The organism is Enterococcus sp. DIV1682a (genome assembly GCF_051711005.1).
Classification (GTDB): domain Bacteria; phylum Bacillota; class Bacilli; order Lactobacillales; family Enterococcaceae; genus Enterococcus_B; species Enterococcus_B hirae.
Genome location: NZ_JBIOLT010000001.1, coordinates 2,725,196 through 2,748,715 on the forward strand (window position 1 = coordinate 2,725,196; position 23,520 = coordinate 2,748,715).

Here is a 23,520-nt window from a genome sequence, read left to right on the forward strand (position 1 = left end):
ATACGCTAAACTATCAAATAAGGAGCTGCCCGCATGACAAGATCTTCTCATCATAAAAAATCGAAATCGCTACACATTGGTCTATTAACTACGCTAGGCGTATTCCTTGCATTAATCGGCTTTTACGCTTACCGCAGTACATATTACACCAATCATTTTTTACCTAACACGGAAATTAATTCCATCAATGTAAGTAACCTGACCGTGCAACAGGCAAATGACAAATTAAAAGACACCTTTTCCAATAAAAAGCTGACGATTGAAGAAAATGGGAAAGTTTGGGAAGAGATCGCAAAATCTGAGCTTGGTTATAAAGATGACTTTTCAGCAGATTTATCTCGATTGTTAAACCAACAAAATGCTTGGTCATGGGGCATGAACTATGTTTCCGCTAGTGAAAAACAAGAAATTGATCCGCAAGATACTGATCATCAAAAACTAGATGAAACGCTGGCTTCCACGACGAATAAGCTAACCGAATTAAATAAAGATCGGACACAGACACAAGATGCGACGATTGAAAAATCTGGTGACTCTTTCAAAATAAAACCAGAAGTAACTGGCGATACGATTGATGTGACAGCAGCTATCAACGCGCTGAAAACCAGTGTGAAGGATGGCAAAAACAAAATTGATTTAACTAAATTTCAAACAAAACCAAAAGTGACAGCGACCGATAAAAATTTAACAAAACAAGTCGATGAAATGAATGCCATTGCTAATATCAAAGGAACCTATAGTATCAACGGCAATACTTTCCAGATACCTCGTTCTGAAATTGCTAACTGGCTAACTTACACAGATGGTAAAGTTGATTTAGATACAACACAAGTTAAAAACTATGTAACAGGTTTAGGAGAAAAATATAACACAAGTACGAATGACACAAAATTTAAAAGTACAAAACGTGGTGAAGTAACGGTTCCTGTGGGTACCTATAGTTGGTCAATCAAAACTGATGCAGAAACAGAAGCTTTGAAGTCAGCCATTTTAGCAGGTAAAGACTTTACCCGATCACCAATTGTTCAAGGTGCCACAACAGCTGATCATCCTTTAATAGAAGATACCTATATCGAAGTTGATTTAAAAAACCAGCATATGTGGTATTACAAAGATGGTAAAGTTGCGCTAGAAACTGACATCGTGTCTGGAAAACCTAAGACCCCTACTCCAGCTGGTGTTTTCTATGTTTGGAACAAAGAGGAAAATGCTACATTAAAAGGAACGAATGATGATGGAACCCCTTATGCAAGTCCTGTAAACTACTGGATGCCAGTTGACTGGACCGGTGTTGGTATCCATGATTCCGACTGGCAACCTGAATATGGTGGCGATCTTTGGAAAACTCGTGGATCTCATGGATGTGTCAATACGCCGCCAAGTGTCATGAAAGAATTGTTTGGCATGGTAGAAAAAGGTACACCAGTAATCATTTTCTGATAGCTTCAATAAAAAATGAATTCGTAAAAAAACTGGTTTCTCTCTAAAGTTTATCTTAAACTTTAGAGAGACCAGTTTTTTTACGTCTATCACTATCAAAGGGGGAATAAAATGGACGATAAGTTACAAGCTAAAAAAACTTATTATCAACAGTTTCTTGATTACACTGAGCAACAGATCTTAGAATTATCCGCCAGTATCGCAGACCAGCAAAAACTACTCGTCAAACCAGAGAATAATGAATTTGAACAAAAGATTTTAGTCAAAAAACTAGCTAGTGACAAGAGAAAAATGCAATCATTTTTAAATGGTGAGGGCCTCCTCCGTTCAATCCTTCAGCAACTGGATAATATTCATACTACGATCGCGAATCAAGATCAAAATAATTCGCTATGGAATAGGTTTTTTCGCTCATCATCAAATGAGTTGACTAATCACCAGAAATTATTACATACATATGAACTTCTGTTTGAAGAAATAATGAAAGGATTATACAGCGATACACAAAAGGCGTCACCGTATAAAAAACTAGTGCCCAAAGGGAGGTACAGATAATGATTCAAGGATAAAATCAACCACTCCTAAAATAAATTCCAATCCAATCTATCAATAAATAAACAAGGCTTTGATCCACAAGTTCTATTTTATAAAAATGAATCACAAGTATACTACGAAATGAAGCCAAAAAATCCTAAAATAGAAAACTATTTTAGGATTTTTCGGCTTCATACTCAATTTTAATTACTTCTATAATTCATTTTTTCATGTACACTAATTGATACTTCTACCTAAAATTTTTTTCTCACAAAACCAACGATCAAGCATAAGACAATCGCTGTCAATGCCCCCATTGAATCGAGCATGACATCTTGGAAAGACGGTGTTCGATCCCCTGTAAGCATCTGATGAAATTCATCTAACCCAGCATAACCGGTCGCCGATAACCAAGCTAAGACACTTGTTAACCACCAGATTTTCATTTTAGGAAAGATCCCTAAAAACAAACTACCACCTAAAATAAAATAAGACCCAAAATGAGCACCTTTTCGTAAGAAAAATTCAACGAATTTACCATAACCTAAATGATCTACACTCACTACACCATCGCCATAAGTAAAACGAATATTATCAAATACTTGTTTAAACGGATGATTGGGAAACCACTCTTCGATCCTGGAGACTTGGGATTGTTGTCCGTAAGTTTGCGATGAACTGTAAAATAAGAGAGCCATGATGAGTACTGCAATAACTAAATAAAAGTTGCCATTTTTCATTTGTTTTTTTATTGAATTCATAAGTCACCTCTGCCATTTATAATAGCTCTTTTTTTGCGAAACAACAAACTTTTCTTAGAGACTTAAATAAGAAAATAATGCTATACTAATTGTATTATAAATTGAAGGGAGCTTTTTCATGACATATTCACTAAATTGGGATCTTGATTCAATTTTTTCAGGTGGAAGTGATTCCCCAGCCTTAAATGAACGTTTAGAACAATTAGAAAAACAAATCAATACCTATTATCAATCCGTTAATCAATGGGATCATTCAGTTAGTACAAATGATGAACTTACGACACTGATCAAACAACAAGAAACAATTACAGAAGGTTTTTCTCAATGTAATAGTTATATTACAGCTTTGTTATCTGCGAATGTCAAAGATACCCAAGCAAAGCTTTTATCAGGAAAATTATATGCACTATTACCACGTTGGCAATCAGCCGATACGATTTTATCGAAAAAATTTGCAGAAATATCTGACAATAATTGGCAAACATTGCTCCAAACAGATGAATTTTCTTTGATTGCTTTTCGTATGAATGAGATTCGCAGAGACGGTCATCGTTTATTGTCCGAAGCAGAAGAAAACATCATCAATACACTCTCATTAGACGGGCTGAATGCGTGGAGCAGTCATTACGACACAATTGTGGGAACAATCGTGATTCCATTTGAAGAAAATGGCAAGGTAACTGACTTGTCAGCAGGTCAAGCCTTCAATAAAATGATGGGTGATCCAGATCCACTCGTACGTGAAAAGTTATTTATTGCCTGGGAAAAAGCTTGGCAAGAAAAAACGTCTTTACTATCGGACACATTAAATCACTTAGATGGTTTCCGTTTATCAACCTATAAACTACATGGTATGAACGACTATTTACAAAAACCATTAGAATACAATCGTTTGAAAAAAGAAACACTTGATGTGATGTGGGCAACTATCCAAAAAAATAAACAACCGTTAGTTGATTACTTAACAAGAAAAGCCAATCTTTTCGGTAAAGAAAAAATGGAGTGGCAAGATCAAGATGCACCAATTATTTTAGGAGATCTAAAGGAAAAGACGTTTACCTTTGACGAAGCTGCCTCTTTTATCATTGAGAATTTCCAAAAATTCAGTCCCAAAATGGCAACCTTTGCACAATCTGCATTTGAAAAAAGTTGGATTGAAGCAGAGGATCGTCCGGGAAAACGACCTGGCGGGTATTGTACTGAGCTGCCAGAAACCCAAGAATCCAGAATTTTTATGACCTATAGTAACTCAGTCAATGAAGTAGCTACGCTAGCCCACGAATTAGGTCATGCTTTTCATAGTAGTGTCATGTGGGATCTGCCAGCATTGAACCGTGATTACGCAATGAATGTTGCAGAAACTGCTAGCACGTTTGCTGAATTGATTGTCGCTGATGCTACCTTAAAAGCAGCCAAAACGAAAGAAGAAAAAATCAATTTATTAGATACTAAATTACAAAATGCTTTGGCCATGTTTATGAATATCCATTCTCGTTTCATTTTCGAAAATCGTTTCTATTCTGCGCGACAAGAAGGACTTGTTTCAGAAGAAGAAATCACTCAAATGATGGTTGAAGCTCAAAAAGAAGGTTATCATGATGCCTTAGCTACTTACCACCCACACTTCTGGGCAGCTAAATTGCATTTCTTTATTGATGATGTTCCTTTTTATAACTTCCCTTACACGTTTGGCTATTTGTTTAGTTTAGGTATTTATGCTTATGCAAACAAAAAAGGGACAAGTTTTGAGCAAGAATACATTGAGTTATTAAGAGATACAGCTTCAATGACAACCGAAGAACTTGCTCAAAAACATTTAGGTGTTGACTTAACGAAACCAGATTTCTGGCAAGCTGGCATCGATATGGTTTTAGAGGATATCAATAGTTTCATGACACTTTCTGAAGAATATGTTCGTTAATTGATCAAGCTAAATCATTACTAGGTAAAACGATCGATTCATAAACAGTAAAAATAGCATTTTTTTCATTCATCGGAAATCCTATTTTGACTAATAAGTCCAAATGAGCTAGAGAGAAGAGTGATTGGTTTACACCAACCTTCTTCACTCTAGCTCATTTATTTTGGTCGCTTCGTCTCTCATTCCAAACATCCATGATCATTTTTTGTGAAAATCACCAATGTCCCCTACTATTTTATAGCTACATATAAACTTCATTTTTTACTCACAGATTGCATTACAGACTAAAAAAAGACACGTTGTCAAAGGATATTGGTAAAAAGAAATCTTAGAATCATAGGGTATCATTTTTATACTTTTTAAACCATAAAAAGATGTTGGTGAATTTCACCAACATCAAAAAGAATAGAGCCACAAAAAAAATGAACAGGAAGATTTCCCTTCCTGTTCATTCTATTTATTATTACATACTTACTGCAAAATCAGGTGTGTACCATTGAACTGAACCAACTTTAACATTTTCACCTGGTTGTGGTGCATGGATATATTGTCCGCCACCTAATGAAATAGCTACGTGATAAGTTCCGCCAGCAGAACCCCAGAATAATAAGTCTCCAGCTTTTGCTTGAGAAACTGAAATTTTTGTTCCAGCTGATTCTTGAGGTACTGTCCAACCACCGATGTCACGGCCAGTTACTTGTAAATATACATAGCGTGTAAATCCAGAACAGTCAAAGCCACTTGGATCTTTACCACCCCATACATATGGAGTACCAATATATTTATAAGCTTCTGCTACAATCGCAGCGCCGTTCACACTACCAGAAGGATTTGGTGCTGGTGTTGGAGCAGGCGTTGGTGTAGGTGTTGGAGCTGGTGTTACAGTATTATTGTTATTGTTGTTATTTGTTGTACTGTTATTAGTGCTATTATTAGTGCTGTTATTAGTACTATTGTTTGTATTATTATTTACATTTGTATTAGAGCTGCTTGAACTGCTTTCTGTATTCGCAGGTGTTGACTCTTGTGTAGAAGATTCAGGAACTGTTGATTCTTCTGTTGAAGATGATTCAGTAGAAGAAGAGCCAGTTGATGAATTTTCTGTTGTTGTAGAAGATTCAGTAGATGTTGATTCTTCTGTTGTTGAAGACTCAGGAGCTTTTGATTCTTCACTTGAAGATTGTGCAGCTGATGAGCTTTCTGTTGTAGTTGATGCTGATGATGAAGCTTGTGTTTGTGCAGCTTGTGCAGCAGCTTGTTCACGTGCTTCTTTTTCAGCTTTTTCTTGAGCTGCTTGTTGACGAGCTTGTTCTGCTAAGCGAGCTTGTTCACGGATACGTGCTTGCTCTGCTTCAGCTTCAGCTTTCTTACGGTTCAAGTCAGCTTTCTTATCTTCTGCTGTTGCTTGTTCAGCAGCCAATGAAGTTTTCAAGACATTTAAGTCAGCTTGTTTTGCTAATAAATCGCCTTTTTGTGACTCTAAAGCAGCTTGGTTGTCAGCAAGTTCTTTTTGTTTTGCTTCATTTTCAGCTTTTTTCGCTTCTACTGCTTGTTTGTCTTCTTTTTGTTGTTGTACTAAGTCTTGGTTTGCTTTAACGATTGTAGACATTGCTTGGATACGACCAACAGCATCTGCTAATGAATCTGCATTTAACACAGCGTCAATATAGTTTGAACTAGTATTTTTTACTTGTGTTTCACGTGCTTGTTTTTGGATTGTTGCTTCACGTTTTTCAATACGTTCTTGTAAATCTTTGATTTCTTGTTTTAATTGAGCAGATTCTTTACGCAATGTATCTTGTTTAGTTAATAAATCTTGCGCTTTTGTGTTAATAGCAGAAACTTGACCTTCTAATGCTTCAATTTGTGATTGTGCACTTGCTTGTTGGTTTTGTAAGTCTGCAATTTTTTTGTCTTGTTGTTGTATCTGAGAATCAAAATCGTCCGCCGCGGCAGCGATCGGTGATCCTACGGCAGTTAAAGCGATTGAACTTAGCATTACCGCTGATAATAAACTCTTTTTCACTCTTCATTCCTCCGACTGGCTTAATTTAATAAATATCTAAATATATTTAAGTCTTTCTTAACGATATAAAAATTGTACCATAGCAGTATGTCAACGATATAATAGTTATGTTACAAAAACATTTCAAAATAAAATCTTAAAATGACAAACATGTAAGTTTCAATGATTATTCACAAAATATGACATTTATTTCAGAAATCAGTACAAAAAAAAGAAATTATTCATCACTGAATAATTTCTTGAATGGAAAAACAAAAACTGCGAATAGAATCATCGTTAATAATAAAGTTGGCCCAAGATATCTAGTAATAAAGTAAGTGTTATTTACAGATACTAATTTGAAAATCAATTGTACAGCTAAAGTGAACAACTCATACCCCGTAACAAAAATAATCATACTAAAAAATTCTGTAAAGATATTAAAGTGGATATAAGAACTCATCGAATACATAATAAAGACCATCAGTGGTAATGCCACCGCATAGATCCCGATTACACCGATATAGTAGGTATCAAAGATTGCTCCAAGGACGACCGTTGTAATCAATAAATACCTTTTAGGAAATTTCATACTGCAAAACAGCAAAGCCAAAATGAGAAAATGGGCACTAGCCATGTATTGCCCATTTGACCACTCGACAAACATTCTAGTCAAATGCCCATCGATCAACATCAATAAGAACAATACAACTGGCAAGTAATATTTCATTGTATCTTTTTTCAGCATAGGTTAATCCTCCACCAGTCGTTGCACGATCGTCACAACTGGCAGATCATACATTCCAGCGTAAGGCTTAACATATACTTCACGATCCAAGCCATAGCTATCTGGTTTGGTCTTGATGACTGTTCCGATCGGCAGATCTGCTGGTGAGTTCCCACCTAAGCCAGAAGTTTGAACGACGTCGCCTTCTTTGATATTCGTATCTCCAGTTAATTGTGTCACGACTAACGCTTGCAGTTTTTCGTCATAGTTTTTCAATAATCCAAATGCTTCTCCACTAGAAGAAGATACCCGAACTGGGAAATGATTCGAACTTTCATTTGACGAAGTCAGCAGCTCGATCTTAGAAGAAGTACGATTGACTTCAACTACTCGACCAATTAATCCTTTTTGTGCCATTACCGCCATGTTCACTTCAATGCCATCTTTTGATCCTTTATCAACGATCAACATATCTTGCCAAGTATCTGGTGAGCGTGTAATCACATTCGCCGTTACTTTTTCATAGTTAGTCAATGTTTGATTTAAGTTAAGTTCTTTCTTTAATGCTTCGATTTCTTTTTGGTCATTTTTATTTTTTAATGCTAATTCATCATAACTATCGATTTTCTCTTTTAATCGCTCATTTTCAGAATAAGTCGTGAAAAGATTATGGACTGAATCCACTCCATTTTCGACCCATCTTACGGGCGCAGAGATTGCACGGTCAACAAATGAAACACTGTCATTGACAAAAGACTGGAAGAAATTAGGTTTTCCTTCATTCGCTCGTTGCGCGGCAGTCACACTTAAGATTGTCACCACAATGATAACAATGATTAAGGTAATAATAATATTTTTATTAGGATTGAACTTCTTCACAAAGACACCTCGAATTAATTAGACTCTTATGGTCAATTTTATCACTAATTGAGGCGAAACAAAAGGTATGACACCTCTCTTAAGCTTTTTTTTAGTAAATAATTGACTTGTCATTTTTAACTATTTCTGTTGTATTTACTCGGTTAGAGCAAACTTAATCTTTACTTTGAATCACTGCGACCATCCCAGTTGAAAAGGAAAAATCAGCCGTATCTGAAACAAATTCATTGCTTGCATAAGAAGTTGCTTGGCTCACATCAGTTGTTTCCAGTTCATACTTGCTCTTTTGGATGGACAGCTCTGTTACAGGCGTCAAACAACAATAGGCCAAATAACGCATTTTATCCATCTTGGTAATCACATGTTTGCCAGGTAAATAGTAGGTGACATGATTTTGACGATCCCAAATAATGATCTTTTGAGCATGTGGTTTAAATCTTGGTTCTAACGGTAGCCAAAGGTTAGCAAGCAGGTGATCCAATCGACCACCAGTTGCGCCAATGATCGTGATTGTTGCTTCTGGATATCGTTCAATGGCTTGACACAACCCCAACTGCGTATCTGTATCATCTTTTTCTGCTGGTGCTTGGATCAGTTCATTCGTTGCTTGTTCAACTTGTTTTTTTTCATCTACCGATAACGAATCAAAGTCACCGATTGCTAAATCCAAGGGGAAATTGTTTTGAAGAAGATACCATGCACCACGATCAATGCCTACATAACAGTCATAACTGTTTTGTAGTTCTGGCCAATTTTCAGGAGAACCTCCTGCCACTAATAAAACCTGCATTTATTTCAATGCCTCTTTTAACTGGTTGATTTGACCCACTGGATCTTCTGAGTTATAGATATAAGAACCGGCAACGAAAACATCTGCTCCAGCTTTTTGACAAATTTGTGCGGTTTCAGGAACGATACCGCCATCTACTTCAATGGAATAATGCCAATTATTTTGCTCGCGTAATTCTGATAATTCAGCAATTTTCTCTACCGTTTCTTCAATGAAACTTTGTCCGCCAAATCCTGGGTTAACAGTCATCACTAAGACCTGATCTGCTATTGGTAAAACATGTTTGATCATCGTTATAGGTGTGCCTGGATTAATCACGACTCCTGATTTCACGCCTAGATCTTTCATCATTTGCAATGCCCGATGAATGTGTGGAGTGGCTTCCACATGCACCGTGATGATATCTGCTCCAGCCTTCGCAAACGCCGGAATATATTTTTCCGGGTCAACAATCATCAAATGCACGTCTAGTGGTAACTTAGTAATTGGTCGAATAGCTTGTACGATATTGGGACCAAATGTAATATTTGGAACAAATTGTCCATCCATTACATCTACATGGATGTAATCTGCCCCTCCTTTTTCTACTAGTTCGATGTCTCTTTGTAAATTAGAAAAATCTGCGCTTAAGATAGATGGTGCTATTTTCATCAATGCTTCCTCCTATTTTCGTTTACCTTCTTTTTTAGAATAGATTGGTTTTCGATTTTCGACTTCCTGTAAAAATTGCAAATAGTTCTCATAACGTGTTTGGGCAATCTCACCTGTTTCGACCTGGCGTTTCACCTCGCACCCAGGCTCTTTAGCATGCATGCATTCTCTAAAACGGCAATGGTTCGATGCACTGACAAATTCAGGAAATTGTTTTGGTAATTCAGTCGTTTCGATCGTCAAAAAATCGATCGAGCTGAATCCTGGTGTATCTGCTACTAAGCCATCATACAATGGGAGTAATTCCACATGTCTCGTTGTATGTCTCCCACGTCCTAAAGAATCAGAGATTTCCCCCGTTTCTAAGTTTAGATCTGGCGAAATTTGGTTTAAGAGTGTAGATTTTCCAGCACCAGATTGGCCCATAAAAACGGTCAATCGTTCTGGGAAGTAACGAATTAATTCTGCAGTATCTCCAGGATATTTCGGAACAATCACTGGATAACCGATCGTTTCATACGTTTGCTTGATCTCATCGATTTGCTGTTCGTTCGAAGCGAGATCTGTTTTTGTCAAAAATATGACAGGTTCAATGGATTCATATTCTAAAGTCACTAGAAAGCGATCCAATAAATTATAAGAAAAATTTGGTTCTACCAAGCTTGTAACTACGACACCTAAATCGACATTTGCTACCGGTGGACGCACCAGTTGATTTTTACGAGGCATCACTTCTAACAAATAACCGTCCGTCTTGTTTTCGCTTTCAAATAGTACTTGATCACCCACTAACGGAGTGATTTTTCGATTACGAAAGTTTCCTCGTCCTCTCGTTTGATAGGTCTCACCGTCTGCGTGTACATAATAAAACCCACTAATTGCTTTTCTGATTTGTCCTTTGATGTATGCCACCTCCAGTTTTCCTTATTTTACCACAGGAAAGAAAAATCATGTGGCGTTCCTGACAAGAAACTTAGCGAAACTCAATAAAAAATAGCAGAGCACGTTTAGAAACGCTCTGCTATTTTTTATTGTTATTACTATTTGGATGAAGACGACGTGCTTTCTTCTTTAGACGTAGTAGTACTTGAACTTTCTTTGCTGCTTGACGATTCTTTGGTTGAACTTGATGATTCTTTTGATTCTTTGGTTGGTTCTGGTCCTTTTGAATAAATGACATTGACGATCGTTCCTGGAGTGATCGATGCCCCCACGCCAGGAGCTGTTCGGATCACTTTATCTTTTTCTACGGTATCAGAATATTCATAAGACTCATGTCCGATGTATTCTGCGCCAATACTTGATAAATAACTTTGTGCATCGCTTTTCGTATAGCCTGAAATATCATTTAATGTTTTCGCATTTGGTCCTTGACTAACGACAAAACTGATATAGCTATTTTCAGTCAATGGTTCACCGTAACTAGGTAATTGGCTAATGATTGAACCAGCTGGAACCGTATCGCTGTAATCATAAGTCTCACTGATCCTTTTATAACCATTTGAGCTCAATATCCCACGAACGGTGTCATAATTTTGACCAGTATAATCCCCCATCGTTGGTTGCGCGCCTTGGCTCACAACAAATGTGATCTTATCTGTCGTTGGATCGACTTCCGTTCCTTCTTCATCCGACTGGGAAATGATTCGTCCATTTTCTACTTCATCACTGAACTCGTCTTTTTTCTCGATACTATCAGCTGGAAAACCAAGCTTCTTCAATCGGCTACTTACTTCGTCAAAATTCATCCCAGTATAATCATCTAACTTGATTTTTTTCTTACCTGTGCTGACGTAAAGGGTAACTTCACGGTTTTGTTTCACTGTAGTTCCCGCTGCTGGGTCCGTTTTGACAACGTCTCCTTCTTCGATTTGTTCATCAGGGATCTCTTCGGTTTTTGTTGCTGCTTCTAATTTAGCTTTTGCTAAAGTATCTCTGGCAGACGCTTCTGATAATCCCGAAACGTCAGGAATTTCGACTTCTCCACGACCTCCAGAAGCAAAAAAGACGGCTGTTCCGATTCCTAATAAGGCTAAGATCACCAATAAAATAATCCACCATTTTTTATGCTTTTTACTCTTTGGATCAGGAACTGTCTCTTCTGCCATCACAGGAGTTTCTTCTGATTTTTCTTTAGGTAATGGCATGGATTTAAATGACTCTGGCATTGGTGTATCTTCTTCTAATGGTGTGATCACTTGAGTTTCTTTGGTCATTGCTTGTGGCACCCATTTGGCTTCATTTGCCCGAGCAGGAGACAGCGCTGTTGCTAAGTCTTCTGACATTTCTTCTGCTGTTTTATATCGATCTGCCGGTTCTTTTGCAGTAGCTTTCAATACCACATTTTCTAAAGCTTGCGGCGTTGTTGGGTCTAGATCCTTGATTGAAGGTAACTCATCTTGGAAATGCTTCAAGGCAATCGTCACTGCAGACTCACCATCAAAAGGAACACTGCCAGTTAATAATTCGTAAAGAATGATCCCTAAGGCATAGATATCTGATTGTTTCGTAGCCATACTTCCTCTAGCTTGTTCAGGAGATAAGTAATGGACAGAGCCTAACATCGTATTCGTTTGTGTGATCGATGTTTCAGATAATGCGATTGCTATACCAAAATCAGTGATTTTGACCACGCCCTCATTATCGATCAAGACATTTTGTGGTTTCAAATCACGATGAATGATTTGGTGCGTATGTGCTAAAGAAATAGCTGATAAAATTTGTTGCATAATATTGACTGCTGTATCATAAGGAACAGGATAATGGGTTTGAATATAGCGTTTCAGGTCCATTCCTTTTACATATTCCATCACGAGATACTGCATGTTGTCTTCTTCTCCAACATCATACACACTAACAATATTAGGATGAACTAGTTCAGTCGCAGCTAGTGCTTCTCGTTGGAATCGTCTAATTGCCGTTTGATCATTTTGGAAATCGAATCGTAACACTTTGACTGCGACATCACGATCTAAAATAAGGTCATGGGCTAGAAAAACATTTGCCATGCCCCCACTACCAATATTTCCAGTGATTTGATAACGCCCATTCAACTTTTTGCCTAACTCAATCATGCTACGTCCTCCTTGTATTCGATCAGAAGAACGGTAATATTATCTGCTCCGCCTGCTTCATTTGCACGTTCGATTAATTCTGTTACCTTGTCGAACAAAGCCCCTTCTTGATTGATAATCGTTCCAATCGTTTCTTCAGATAACATGTTCGTTAACCCATCCGAACACAACAACAAACGATCTTTTAATTGCCAAATATAAGTCGATACATCGACTTCTACAGATCCTGGCATTCCTACAGAACGAGTTAAAATATTTTTTCGTGGGTGGTTCGCTGCCATTTCTTCACTGATTTCTCCAGATTTTACTAGTTCATTCACTAAAGAATGATCTTCTGTCAGTTGAATGATTTTATCTTCACGGATCAAGTAGGCACGGCTATCCCCCACATGAGCAATAGTAAACTGATCTTCTGATAAAGCTGCTGCTACGATCGTCGTTCCCATCCCATTGTATTCTGGTTGCTCTTGGCCACGTTGATAAATACGAGTATTTTCTTCTTGGATCGTTTGGATGAACCATTGCGCTACTTTTTCGTCATCACTTAAACTTAGATTTTCCCAAGCAGTTCCTAAGTTTGTCACTGCCATCTGGCTCGCGATATCACCTGCACGATGACCGCCCATTCCATCTGCCAATACTGCTAGTTTAATTCCAGCTTGATTCGTAAAAACACTCGCATAGTCTTGATTTGTATTACGTCGTCTTCCTACATCTGATTGATATTCAATCTGCATTCTTTCACCTCATTACTTTTTACGCAAACAACAAATGAAAAACCCATCTGTATAGAACTGATGTGGGTATAAAGTCAACATTTTATCTTCGATTGATGATTGTAGCACAGGATCAACTAAAACATCAATCCTTTCAAAATCAGTATGTCGCTGTAAAAATGTTTCAATGACTTCTTGGTTTTCCTCTTTAAGAATCGTACAAGTACTATAAGTTAATATTCCAGAAGATTTTAACACAGATGCACAACTTTCCAAAATCGCCAATTGGATCGCTGGTAAATTAGCTAACTCGCTGGCATTTTTTTTATAACGAATATCCGGTTTTCTTCTCAATAGTCCTAATCCAGAGCATGGGGCATCAACTAAGATACGATCAAATGTTTCAGCTGAAAATTCCTCTTTCACTTCACGTGCATCCATTTTTTGTGCATAAACAGTTGTAAAAACACCTAAGCGTTCCGCATTTTCTTCGATGAGTTTTACTTTATGTTCATGAACATCCAGTGCTGTAACTTCACCACCACATGTTGGATCTAAAAACGTGGCAATATGCGTTGTTTTTCCTCCTGGTGCCGCACAAGCATCTAAAACATGATGTTCTGGCTCGATTTGCATAGCGGGTGCGACCAGCATCGAACTTTCATCTTGGATCGTCATGACCCCGTCATGGAATAAGGAACTAGATGCTAAATGTCCTTTTTCAGCAATTACCCCATAAGGACTAAGTTTACTTGCTGTCGCTGAAATTTCTTCTGCTTGGAGTGTCTCGATTGCTTGTTCTCTAGGATATTTTCTGATATCTACTCGACCACTGACGTGACTTGGCTGGTAGAGGGAAAGTCCTAATTTTTCCGTTTCTTCATAACCGATTTGATCAGTCAATCGCTTGGTTAACCAGATCGGTAAACTGATTTTTACGGATAAGCGTTCAATCGGGTCACTGATTTGTTCAACATCCGGTTTACCTTGTCGTTGATAATTTCTTAAAACACCATTTACAAATTTCCCAGTACCAGGATTTCCCTTGATCTTAGCAATTTCGACCGCTTCATTTAAAATCGCATGAGCTGGAACTTTATCTAGAAATTCCAACTGATAAACTGACAAATAAAGTAATGTTTTAACCCAATCATCCACTTTTTTTGCTTTTGCTATCAATGGAGCGACATAAAATTCCAGTAAAAGTTGACGACTGATCGTTCCATAGACCAATTCAGTAAACAAGCCAACATCTTTTTGATTTAAATCCCCTTGATTGATCATTTCGTTCAATAATAAATTAGAATAAGCACCGCCCTTGTTTACTCTTTCAAGGGTGATCAGTGCCATATAACGAACAGATTTTTTCATTTTTTTTGGTATTTTTGCCATTATTTCACCTGCTGCCCAATCATTACCTGTTGTCCACTACCATTCAAAAACTCATTGATCGCTTGTTTTCCTTTACCTGCTGGCTGTAATTCTTTGATTGCCAACACCGTTTGTTTACCACAAGCAATCCACAGATTTTTCTTATCTTTTTTGATGATGGTCCCTGGCTCCGCCGTAGTTTTCTCAGCTAACGCTTCTACATTTAAAAGTTTCCAACGAGTTTGTTCGTATGTCGTAAATGCAATCGGCCATGGTCGCATCCCACGGACTTGGTTGTCGATCTCTTCTGCTGTCTTGTTCCAATCAATTGCTTCTTGCTCCCGTGTGATATTTGGCGAAAAAGTTACCTTTGATTCATCTTGTGGACGTGGACTCAAATTTCCATTCAAAATATCAGGTAATGTTTTAAGTAATAGTTGTTTCCCTAATGCACTTAACTTTTCAAACATGGTTCCCACATCGTCTTGTTTAGTGATTGGTAAACTTTCTTGAGCATAAATGCCCCCTGCATCCATCTTTTTGATCATTTCCATGATCGTTACACCGGTTTCTTTTTCCCCGTTGATAATCGAGTAATGAACTGGCGCCCCTCCTCGATATTTTGGCAATAAAGATGCATGTACATTTATAGCTCCGTGAACAGGTGCCTGTAATAATTTTTCTGGTAAAAATTGACCAAATGCAGCTGTGATAATCACATCTGGTTGTAGGGCAATGATTTTTTCCATTTCTTCTGAACCAGAGATTTTTTCAGGTTGTAAAACCAATAAACCGTGTTTCACGGCTGCTTCTTTTACTGGGGTAGGAGTGATGATTTTTTTACGTCCCACAGGGCGATCAGGTTGTGTCACGACTGCGACTACTTCATACCCTTCTTCTAATAAGCCTTCAAGGATCGGTACTGAAAAAGCTGGCGTTCCCATAAATACTAATTTAGTCATCAAGATGTTCCTCCATATACTCTTCTAATTCGGCTTCTGGAATTTGCTCAATCATTTTTTCAACGAATAATATACCGTCTAAATGGTCGATCTCATGCTGAAAGGCACGAGCTAAGTAACCAAAGGCTACTACTTCGATTTCTTCGCCTTCACGATCATAATAGCGAACCGTTACTTCGTCAAACCGTTTGACGGTCCCATAAACATGAGGGATGCTTAAGCAACCTTCTACATCAATGCTTTCTCCCTTTGCATCAATAATTTCTGGATTGATTAATTCAAACTTTTCACCTTCATCTACTTCTACGATTGCAACTCGCTTGTTTTGACCAACTTGTGGAGCGGCAATGCCAATACCGTCGTTAGCAACCATCGTTTCATATAGGTTATCTAGTAAAGTAATTGTTTCATCTGTGATCACATCGATTGGTTGTGCGACACGTTTCAATTTATCATTGGGGTGGATCAATATAGGATAGCGCATGTAAATTCCCTTCTTAAATAAAGTGTAATGGTTCATTATCAATCGCGACAAATAATCCTTGTCGTTGTTCTTTTTGGCTCTGGTCTAAAATATTTTTTAAGATATTCGCTAAATTAGGCTCATGTTTATATTTAATGATCAACTGGTAATAGTACCGATTTTTTACCCGATTCACTGTACTAGGGGTCGGTCCTAATAACAAGCTTTGATTTCCTAACACTTGACGTAACTGATTCGCAACCTCAAAAATCTTCTTAGCAGCAACTTGTTCTTCCTCATGGCTGGTCGTGATTTTGACAGTAAAATAATAAGGTGGGTATCCACTACGATGTCGGACGGCCATTTCTTGTTGATAGAATCGCTCATAATTTTGTTCTTTTGCTAATTCAATTGCATAATGTTGCGGATTAAAGGTTTGGATAATCACTTCGCCTGCTTTTTCGGCTCGGCCTGCCCTTCCCGAAACTTGCGTAAGCAATTGGAACGTATGCTCGCTTGAACGAAAATCAGGCAAGTTAAGGGAAGTATCAGCATTCAAAACGCCGACCAACGTCACATCAGGAAAATCCAACCCTTTGGCAATCATTTGCGTCCCCAGTAAGATATTCGCCTTTTTTTGACCGAATTGTTGCAAGATACGTTCATGCGCACCTTTCTTTCTGGTCGTATCAACATCCATACGTAAAACACCAGCTTCTGGGAAAAGGGTCTTTAATTCTTCTTCGACTTTTTGGGTCCCTGTTCCATAGTAACGAATTTTATTCCCTCCACAGTTAGGACAACGGTGTGGGATTGGTTCTTCATGTCCACAGTAATGACAACGCATGGAGTGGGTGTCCATATGAAGGGTCAGAGAAATATCACAATTAGGACAAGGTAAAACAAAACCACAATCCCGACACATCACAAAGGAAGAATATCCTCGCCGATTTAGTAACAGCACAATCTGTTCTTTTTTCGCCAAACGGTCTTGGATTTTTGCTTGTAACTGTTTGGAAAATGTGGACGTATTATGTTGTTGCAATTCTTGTCGCATGTCAACAACTTCAATTGTTGGAAGTTGAGCAGACAAGTTGGCTCTTTGACTCAAATGGAGTAATTCATACAGCCCTTTTTGTGCTCGAGCACGTGATTCAAGTGATGGTGTCGCACTTCCTAGTACTACTGGACAATGATGATAATTTCCACGCCAAATCGCTAGATCTCTAGCATGATAACGTGGCGTTTCATCTTGTTTATAGCTTGATTCATGTTCTTCATCAATGATGATCAATCCGATATTTTCTAAAGGGGCAAAAATTGCCGAGCGGGCGCCAACAACAACCTGGGCTTCATTTCTTTCGATTTTACGCCACTCATCGTATTTTTCTCCCTGAGATAGCCCGCTATGTAAGACAGCTACCGCCTCTCCAAAACGCCCTTTAAAACGCTCTACCATTTGTGGTGTCAAAGCAATTTCCGGAACAAGCATAATCGCTGTTTTATTTTGAGCTAATACCTCAGCAATGGCCTGTAGATAAACTTCTGTTTTTCCACTTCCAGTAATTCCTTCTAATAAAAAAGTGTGACTCTTCTCTTGTTGCCCTGCTTCAACGATACGTTCTACTGCATGTTGTTGTTCTTTATTTAGCTGGAATGCTTGTGTTTGTTCAAACGTGCGATTTTTATAAGGATCACGATAACTTTCTACTTCTTCAAAAGTTAACCAGCCTTTGTCTTTTCCTTGATTCAAAGTTGCCGTGCTGATACCTTTTTCTTTGTAATAGCTAATTGGTTCAGCCTTTTTTTGCTCAGATAAGCAAAGCAGAAGTTCTTTTTGTTTCTTCGCATTCGCTCTTAACTTTCCCCACTCTTCCTCAAGCTGGACACTATTCAAATTTGAGCGGATCAAACGAATCGTTTTGACTTTGTTCTTAGTGTGTACTTCATATCTGATATCTACTAACTTGTCCTGACGCCAACGGATCAATTGGGATAAAATGCCCTCTTCTTGCGCTTCTTTCCAGGAGATTTCTGTTCGTCCTTTAAAGAATGCTTGGACGTCCGCCGCTTCACTTACAGGATAGATTTGTTTGTCATAGGATGCTTTCATGACAGCAGGAAGCATCGTTTGTAAGCAAGTGATCTTAAACGCATAAGTGATCGCCTTCATATAATCAGCCAATTGAAGTAGTTCTTGATTAACCACAGGTGCTAAATCTAATACTTGGACAATCGCTTTTAAATTTTTTTGTTCGATGCTATCTTGTACTCGCAAACCTACAACGAACCCTTGAACATGACGGTTGCCGTTACCAAAAGGAACTTCTACTCGCATCCCGACTTGAATCGCCGTTTCTACTTCAGAAGGAACCAGATAGGTGAAAGGCTGATCGGTTTGCATAGTGGGTACATCGACGATAACATCAGCTGTGATTGGCATGGTTTCCTTCCTCCTTTAGTTACTCTATCAAATAGACAAAATCGTTCTTGCCTATTTTACTAGAGATTGCTTGGTTTGTCTTATTTTCTGATGAATCCTTACAAAAAATTAACGGCGCAGCAGCATTCCGCAGAAAAGTCATTCTTATATGCTAAACGTGATCCTAAAAAGAAGCCGAAATTCCACAAAAATTTGAGAATACAAATTTCGGAAATTTCGGCTTATCCAAAGAATCTAGCACTTTTTATTGGTTTTGCTCTTCACGGATACGTGACTCTAACTCTTGTTGTTCACGATCTTTTTTGGCTTTACGCTCTTCATCTTCCATTCTCAAGCGTTCCCGTTTTAATTCAGGATGAGGATCATTGATCACATTTCCTGCTTCGATTTCTTCTAATGCCTGTCCAACACTTTTTACTGATTCAAATGAATCCATCGTAGGTTGTGCTTTTGCATCTAGCTCGTGTGCACGTTTGCTTGCTAAGATAACTAGAGAATATTTTGAATTTACGCGATCTAACAATGAGTCGATTGAAGGTTTTAACATCATAAGACTACATCTCCTTTAACATTTTGATATATTTGCCGATCACACGGTCGACACGAAAGTGTTCACTGGCAATGATATTTTTGATTCGTTCTACCGCCAGGGGTACCTGGTCATTGACTACGGCATAATCATATAGTGCCATCATTTCAATTTCTTCTTTGGCAACTTTCATTCGTTCTTCGATTACTTCATCTGCATCTGTCCCACGGCCAACGATTCTTGATTTTAATTCGGCTAAATCGGGAGGAGTTAGGAAGATAAATACGCCATCTGGTACTTTTTCTTTGACTTGTTGAGCACCTTGGACTTCGATTTCTAAAAATACATCTTTTCCTTCGTCCAATGTTTTATTGACATAAGACAAAGGTGTTCCATAATAATTCCCTACATATTCAGCATATTCCAGCATTTCTCCGGCTTCGATCATTGCTTCGAATTCTTCTTTGCTTCTAAAGTAGTAATCGACTCCTTCGACTTCTCCTTCACGCATCTTACGAGTAGTCATTGAAATCGAATATTGGAAATCATTATCCTCACTCTCAAAAATTGCTTTTCGCACTGTGCCTTTTCCTACACCTGATGGTCCAGACAACACGATTAATAATCCACGCTCTGACATGACGACGTCCTTTCAACTAGTCTTTTTATACTAACGTTTATTTTGCACTTTTTTTCGACAACTTTCAAGGGCATCTTTGATTATAGCAAAAAAAAGCGCCTTTGACTGACAAAACCTTTGCTTTTCACTCGGGCTTTTGATGATAGTGATTAACTATCAAGTTCATCCTTTATTCAAAAGTTCAAAAAAAGGTCCCTCTCACCTTACAGGTTCTAACTGAGCAGCATTCTTTTTCAAAAAAATAGTGAGAAGCGCAACATATGGTTGCAGCTCTTCTCACTAACATGCCGATTACCGTCGTTTTTAAAAACCCATGTTTGACAAGGTATTGACAACACCCATGATCTCATCTTTTCGAGAGAGTGCTTTTTCAGTTGGGTCTTTCACTTCTTCTGCATCGATTCTCACAATAAATTGACGATTCATCGTCACGTAAGTCCCATCGTTAACTAACAATTGGATTTCTTTTTCCGTCACTTGCGCACAGGCATCCTGCCAAGCTTCAAATCCTGCTTTTTCAGAAGGAACATTTCTTTTGATGACCGTTTTCCCACTTAATTCATGAAACGTGATATCATAATAGTTCATTTTTTTCGTCTCCTTGCTATTCAATATTTTGGATCTGTTCTCGGATTTTTTCTAAAATCGTTTTTAACTGGATCACTTGGTTTTTGATTTCAATCGCACTTGATTTTGAACCAATCGTATTGATTTCTCGATTCATTTCTTGGATCAAAAAGTCAAGTTCTCTGCCAACTGGCTGTTTTACTTGAAGTAATTCATCCAATTTGCCGATATGGATCACTAAGCGATCCAATTCTTCATGAATATCTCCTCGCTCTAATAAAATAGCGAGTTCAGTCAGCAATCTTTGTTGATCGACCGTTGCTCCCAAGTAATCTTCTAGTTTCTTTTGATATTTTTCCTGATACTCTTGTTCGTATAACTCAACAAATTGTTGTAAGTCATTTAATACTTGTTTCAGTTCATCACTGTTTTTCTGAATGATCGCCTCTAAGGCTGTCCCTTCTTTTTGGCGACTTTTTTCAATTTCAGCTAGTGCTTCATGGACCGTTTCTAAAACCAAAGCTGTCAGTTCATCCATATTGTTTTCATTTTTTTCTTCAATCACGACAAAAGATTCATTCGTTGTCAAAGTTTCTAATAGACGTCCAATCTGTAATTGCTGTTTCTCTCCATAACGTTGGGTTATTCCTTCAGTTAAGTTCGTCATCAGCTCGTCAATCAAATTCCAATCAACAAAAACTTGTTTTTGATTTTGTCCAAAATACGTCAGATTGATAAAAACTTCGACTCGACCTCGACTTAAATGTTGTTTCATCAATTGGCGAATATCATTTTCGAGATAATTTAACAATTTAGGACTACGTATTTGCATATCTAAAAAGCGTTGATTGACACTTTTGATCTCAACTTCTATTTGATACTCTGCAGTTTCACGGGTGGCTTTACCAAAACCAGTCATACTTTTCATTCAACAGGGTCCTTTCTGTTACATATTTTCGATAGCTTTTTGTAATGCCTCAAATTCTTCATTGGTTAGAGTAAGCCCTTTACCCATTTTCTCATGTTCGGGCGCCCAGTCACGAAGATCGAATTTAGGTGGGCGGCCATTCCAGCTGACTAGGTTCAGCTCTTTTCGCCATCCTTTATTGTTTTCGGATAAAACAGCGATCTCTTCTATGATTTCGTAGGAAAATTCTTGTGCCATGGTTGTTCCTCCTTTAGATAAAGTAAATATAAATTCAATAGGGTGTCAAATAACTGCGTATGAAGCTTAGATTGAAGTTGCTCGTTCTTTTTTTGTTTAACTAAATGAGCAATTTCATTGATTTGTTCCTGTTCACTCTTTTGCTTTTTTTGGTATTTTTGGACTCTGCGCCACTCATTACTATTTAATTGTCCGACCTCTCGAATCATTTGATCGAAAAATGAACTTGATTCTTTTTGAATGATTTGTTCGATCAATTCATCTACATCATAAACTTTATTCGGTAAAACGAGCTTTTTTTTGGCTAATAGTTCAAGCATCGCCACCCCGCATGTTTCAATTACTACCCTGTCTTTATATATATTACGCAGAGTTTGCCAAAATTTTGGTTGTTGAACAAAAGTTGTTTCTAGCTGAAGATCATTCACTAGATAGCTTAAAAATTTACGCCAATATTGTTCTGCAAGTTTCGTTGAATAGAACGTATACCAATTCCCCTCAAAATCACCTAACTTTTTTTTCATTTCCAGATAGCCTAATTGGAGGTTGAATTGGTTTCTCTGCCGATCAAAAATCAAGAAGGTTCCCAATGACCAATTAGAGCGGCAGAGCCATGGAACAGTCTCTTCTGGTATCGTAATCTTCTTAGTCACTCCGGGACCGTCCACATCTACTATTAAGCACTCCGTTGCCCCTTCTTTAATTGCTACATCCACAGGCAAATTATTTCGATAACCACCATCAATATATTTTTGTCCAGCAATGTTTCGATAACTCATAGCGGGATAAAACGAGGCCGAAGCTAGGATCCAATCAGCAATTTCATTGCTTGCCAATTGCTGGATCGGTGTCACCACTTCTTTAAAATCAGGAAGTCGAGTCGAAACGGTAAATAAACGAGGACTTTTCATTTTTAAAATCTTCTCAGCATCTAATTTACTTTTGAGTAACTTTTCCAAAGGGGTGATTGAGGCTCCCCCCTTGATAATTGCTGCTCTCGTCATTTGCCGTGTTTCTTGGATAAACCTTTTCCGTAGATCTTCTGATAATGCAGTTTCTGGTAGCTGTAATACTTGATTCGTTGCGAGGGATTGCCATAAAGAAAGAGCTTGCGATAAATCATCTTGCAAGATCAATACACCGTTTAACGCACCAACTGAAGTTCCCGTAATTACTTCAAAATGAATCTGATGTTCTTTTAACGTTTGCCAAACACCGATTTGATAGGCACCATGAGCGCCACCGCCACCTAATACTAAACCAATATGATAGGTCAGTTTTTTTTGCCAAATTGTCTGAGCCAACTGATTGTCTTGCGTATAACCATGATGAGATAGGAGTGTCTGCCAATATGTCGACAGTGGTTCAATCCATTGAAAAGAACAATATTTTTTGAAATAAAAACGGGAACACCACTCTATCTCTTTAAAAAAAAGCGTCCAACCAGGCATGTCACCAACCACTAGCACATTTTTAATCAGCCATTGTTCACTGGTTCGTTCGGCAATAAAATAAAGGGTATGTTTGTTACCGATCATCCGCCAAGCTTGCCTTTTCTTTGTTGCCAACCAAAAGGCATCACGGCTTTCCTGATGGGTAGCATAAAAGGGTAGCAATTGTTTGGCTCGTTGAAGTGTAGAGTAGAGGACTGTTTTTTCTGAACCGTACACTTGTTGAATCAGCATAATCTTCTCCTTTTTTATTATAACAAGACAAATATATTCTTTTAAAGTATACTATTTTTTTGAGAAATACTAAAATGAATACATTGTTCTTGTAAAAGCTATAACAAAATCCATTCCATCCATTTATACAAAAACAATGAAAATGTCCATGTTTATCACAAAAAAAGTGATTTTGTAATGGAATTTTAAAATAAAAG

General features: G+C 37.9%; 22 protein-coding genes. 3 read left to right on the forward strand and 19 right to left on the reverse strand.

Features of this window, described 5'->3' with window-relative positions; all coding sequences use genetic code 11:
* Positions 1 to 33: 33 nt before the first annotated feature.
* Positions 34 to 1,440: a L,D-transpeptidase family protein gene (locus tag IGJ23_RS12470; protein WP_010720585.1), complete on the forward strand. Its 1,407-nt coding sequence runs from the start codon at positions 34 to 36 to the stop codon at positions 1,438 to 1,440.
* 111 nt (positions 1,441 to 1,551) lie between these two features.
* The gene (locus IGJ23_RS12475; RefSeq protein ID WP_438775043.1) at positions 1,552 to 1,995 is read left to right on the forward strand and encodes a hypothetical protein; all 444 of its coding nucleotides are present in this window, start codon (positions 1,552 to 1,554) and stop codon (positions 1,993 to 1,995) included.
* Between the two features lie 233 nt (positions 1,996 to 2,228).
* Here IGJ23_RS12475 and IGJ23_RS12480 read toward each other — a convergent pair whose 3' ends face one another.
* Positions 2,229 to 2,735, reverse strand: a complete 507-nt coding sequence (locus IGJ23_RS12480; RefSeq protein ID WP_438775044.1) for a VanZ family protein — start codon at positions 2,733 to 2,735, stop codon at positions 2,229 to 2,231.
* A gap of 118 nt (positions 2,736 to 2,853) precedes the next feature.
* On the opposite strand from IGJ23_RS12480, the gene IGJ23_RS12485 reads away from it, so the two are divergent.
* A complete protein-coding gene (locus IGJ23_RS12485; RefSeq protein WP_123875111.1) occupies positions 2,854 to 4,656 on the forward strand; it encodes a M3 family oligoendopeptidase in 1,803 nt (600 codons plus the stop codon).
* A gap of 463 nt (positions 4,657 to 5,119) precedes the next feature.
* On the opposite strand, the gene IGJ23_RS12490 is transcribed toward IGJ23_RS12485, so the two are convergent.
* The 18 genes from IGJ23_RS12490 to IGJ23_RS12575 form a co-directional block, all read right to left on the reverse strand.
* Positions 5,120 to 6,682, reverse strand: coding sequence for a C40 family peptidase (locus IGJ23_RS12490; protein WP_063627634.1), 1,563 nt, complete (start codon positions 6,680 to 6,682; stop codon positions 5,120 to 5,122).
* Between the two features lie 217 nt (positions 6,683 to 6,899).
* On the reverse strand, positions 6,900 to 7,409 hold the full coding sequence (gene mreD, locus IGJ23_RS12495) for a rod shape-determining protein MreD (protein ID WP_010737284.1): 510 nt from the start codon (positions 7,407 to 7,409) through the stop codon (positions 6,900 to 6,902).
* A gap of 3 nt (positions 7,410 to 7,412) precedes the next feature.
* A complete protein-coding gene (gene mreC, locus IGJ23_RS12500; RefSeq protein ID WP_010720591.1) occupies positions 7,413 to 8,267 on the reverse strand; it encodes a rod shape-determining protein MreC in 855 nt (284 codons plus the stop codon).
* Between the two features lie 154 nt (positions 8,268 to 8,421).
* Complete coding sequence (locus IGJ23_RS12505; RefSeq protein WP_010720592.1) at positions 8,422 to 9,057, reverse strand: thiamine diphosphokinase; 636 nt, start codon at positions 9,055 to 9,057, stop codon at positions 8,422 to 8,424.
* Entirely contained in the window at positions 9,058 to 9,708 is a 651-nt protein-coding gene (rpe, locus tag IGJ23_RS12510) for a ribulose-phosphate 3-epimerase (RefSeq protein WP_010720593.1), read from the reverse strand.
* 12 nt (positions 9,709 to 9,720) lie between these two features.
* The gene (gene rsgA, locus IGJ23_RS12515; RefSeq protein WP_010737282.1) at positions 9,721 to 10,620 is read right to left on the reverse strand and encodes a ribosome small subunit-dependent GTPase A; all 900 of its coding nucleotides are present in this window, start codon (positions 10,618 to 10,620) and stop codon (positions 9,721 to 9,723) included.
* Positions 10,621 to 10,748: 128 nt separating this feature from the next.
* On the reverse strand, positions 10,749 to 12,782 hold the full coding sequence (gene pknB / locus IGJ23_RS12520; protein ID WP_010737281.1) for a Stk1 family PASTA domain-containing Ser/Thr kinase: 2,034 nt from the start codon (positions 12,780 to 12,782) through the stop codon (positions 10,749 to 10,751).
* The gene (locus tag IGJ23_RS12525; protein ID WP_010720596.1) at positions 12,779 to 13,519 is read right to left on the reverse strand and encodes a Stp1/IreP family PP2C-type Ser/Thr phosphatase; all 741 of its coding nucleotides are present in this window, start codon (positions 13,517 to 13,519) and stop codon (positions 12,779 to 12,781) included. The genes pknB and IGJ23_RS12525 overlap by 4 nt, the downstream gene beginning before the upstream one ends.
* A 12-nt stretch (positions 13,520 to 13,531) precedes the next feature.
* Complete coding sequence (gene rsmB, locus IGJ23_RS12530) at positions 13,532 to 14,890, reverse strand: 16S rRNA (cytosine(967)-C(5))-methyltransferase RsmB (protein WP_010720597.1); 1,359 nt, start codon at positions 14,888 to 14,890, stop codon at positions 13,532 to 13,534.
* Positions 14,890 to 15,831 carry a methionyl-tRNA formyltransferase gene (gene fmt / locus IGJ23_RS12535; protein ID WP_010737278.1) on the reverse strand — a complete coding sequence of 314 codons (942 nt, stop codon included), beginning with the start codon at positions 15,829 to 15,831 and terminating at the stop codon, positions 14,890 to 14,892. Before fmt ends, rsmB begins: the two co-directional genes overlap by 1 nt.
* Positions 15,824 to 16,315 (reverse strand): peptide deformylase, encoded by a 492-nt coding sequence (gene def / locus IGJ23_RS12540; RefSeq protein ID WP_010720599.1) that lies wholly within the window; start codon positions 16,313 to 16,315, stop codon positions 15,824 to 15,826. The genes fmt and def overlap by 8 nt, the downstream gene beginning before the upstream one ends.
* A 13-nt stretch (positions 16,316 to 16,328) precedes the next feature.
* Positions 16,329 to 18,737 (reverse strand): primosomal protein N', encoded by a 2,409-nt coding sequence (gene priA, locus IGJ23_RS12545; RefSeq protein WP_438775045.1) that lies wholly within the window; start codon positions 18,735 to 18,737, stop codon positions 16,329 to 16,331.
* A 244-nt stretch (positions 18,738 to 18,981) separates the two neighbouring features.
* A complete protein-coding gene (gene rpoZ, locus IGJ23_RS12550) occupies positions 18,982 to 19,287 on the reverse strand; it encodes a DNA-directed RNA polymerase subunit omega (RefSeq protein WP_010720601.1) in 306 nt (101 codons plus the stop codon).
* A gap of 4 nt (positions 19,288 to 19,291) precedes the next feature.
* A complete protein-coding gene (gene gmk, locus IGJ23_RS12555; RefSeq protein WP_010720602.1) occupies positions 19,292 to 19,906 on the reverse strand; it encodes a guanylate kinase in 615 nt (204 codons plus the stop codon).
* A 303-nt stretch (positions 19,907 to 20,209) separates the two neighbouring features.
* On the reverse strand, positions 20,210 to 20,494 hold the full coding sequence (locus IGJ23_RS12560; protein ID WP_010720603.1) for a hypothetical protein: 285 nt from the start codon (positions 20,492 to 20,494) through the stop codon (positions 20,210 to 20,212).
* A gap of 16 nt (positions 20,495 to 20,510) precedes the next feature.
* Positions 20,511 to 21,401 carry a YicC/YloC family endoribonuclease gene (locus tag IGJ23_RS12565; RefSeq protein WP_438775046.1) on the reverse strand — a complete coding sequence of 297 codons (891 nt, stop codon included), beginning with the start codon at positions 21,399 to 21,401 and terminating at the stop codon, positions 20,511 to 20,513.
* An 18-nt stretch (positions 21,402 to 21,419) separates the two neighbouring features.
* Positions 21,420 to 21,638 carry a YdbC family protein gene (locus tag IGJ23_RS12570; RefSeq protein ID WP_010720605.1) on the reverse strand — a complete coding sequence of 73 codons (219 nt, stop codon included), beginning with the start codon at positions 21,636 to 21,638 and terminating at the stop codon, positions 21,420 to 21,422.
* Positions 21,608 to 23,323: a patatin-like phospholipase family protein gene (locus IGJ23_RS12575; protein WP_034700036.1), complete on the reverse strand. Its 1,716-nt coding sequence runs from the start codon at positions 23,321 to 23,323 to the stop codon at positions 21,608 to 21,610. The genes IGJ23_RS12570 and IGJ23_RS12575 overlap by 31 nt, the downstream gene beginning before the upstream one ends.
* Positions 23,324 to 23,520: the final 197 nt, after the last annotated feature.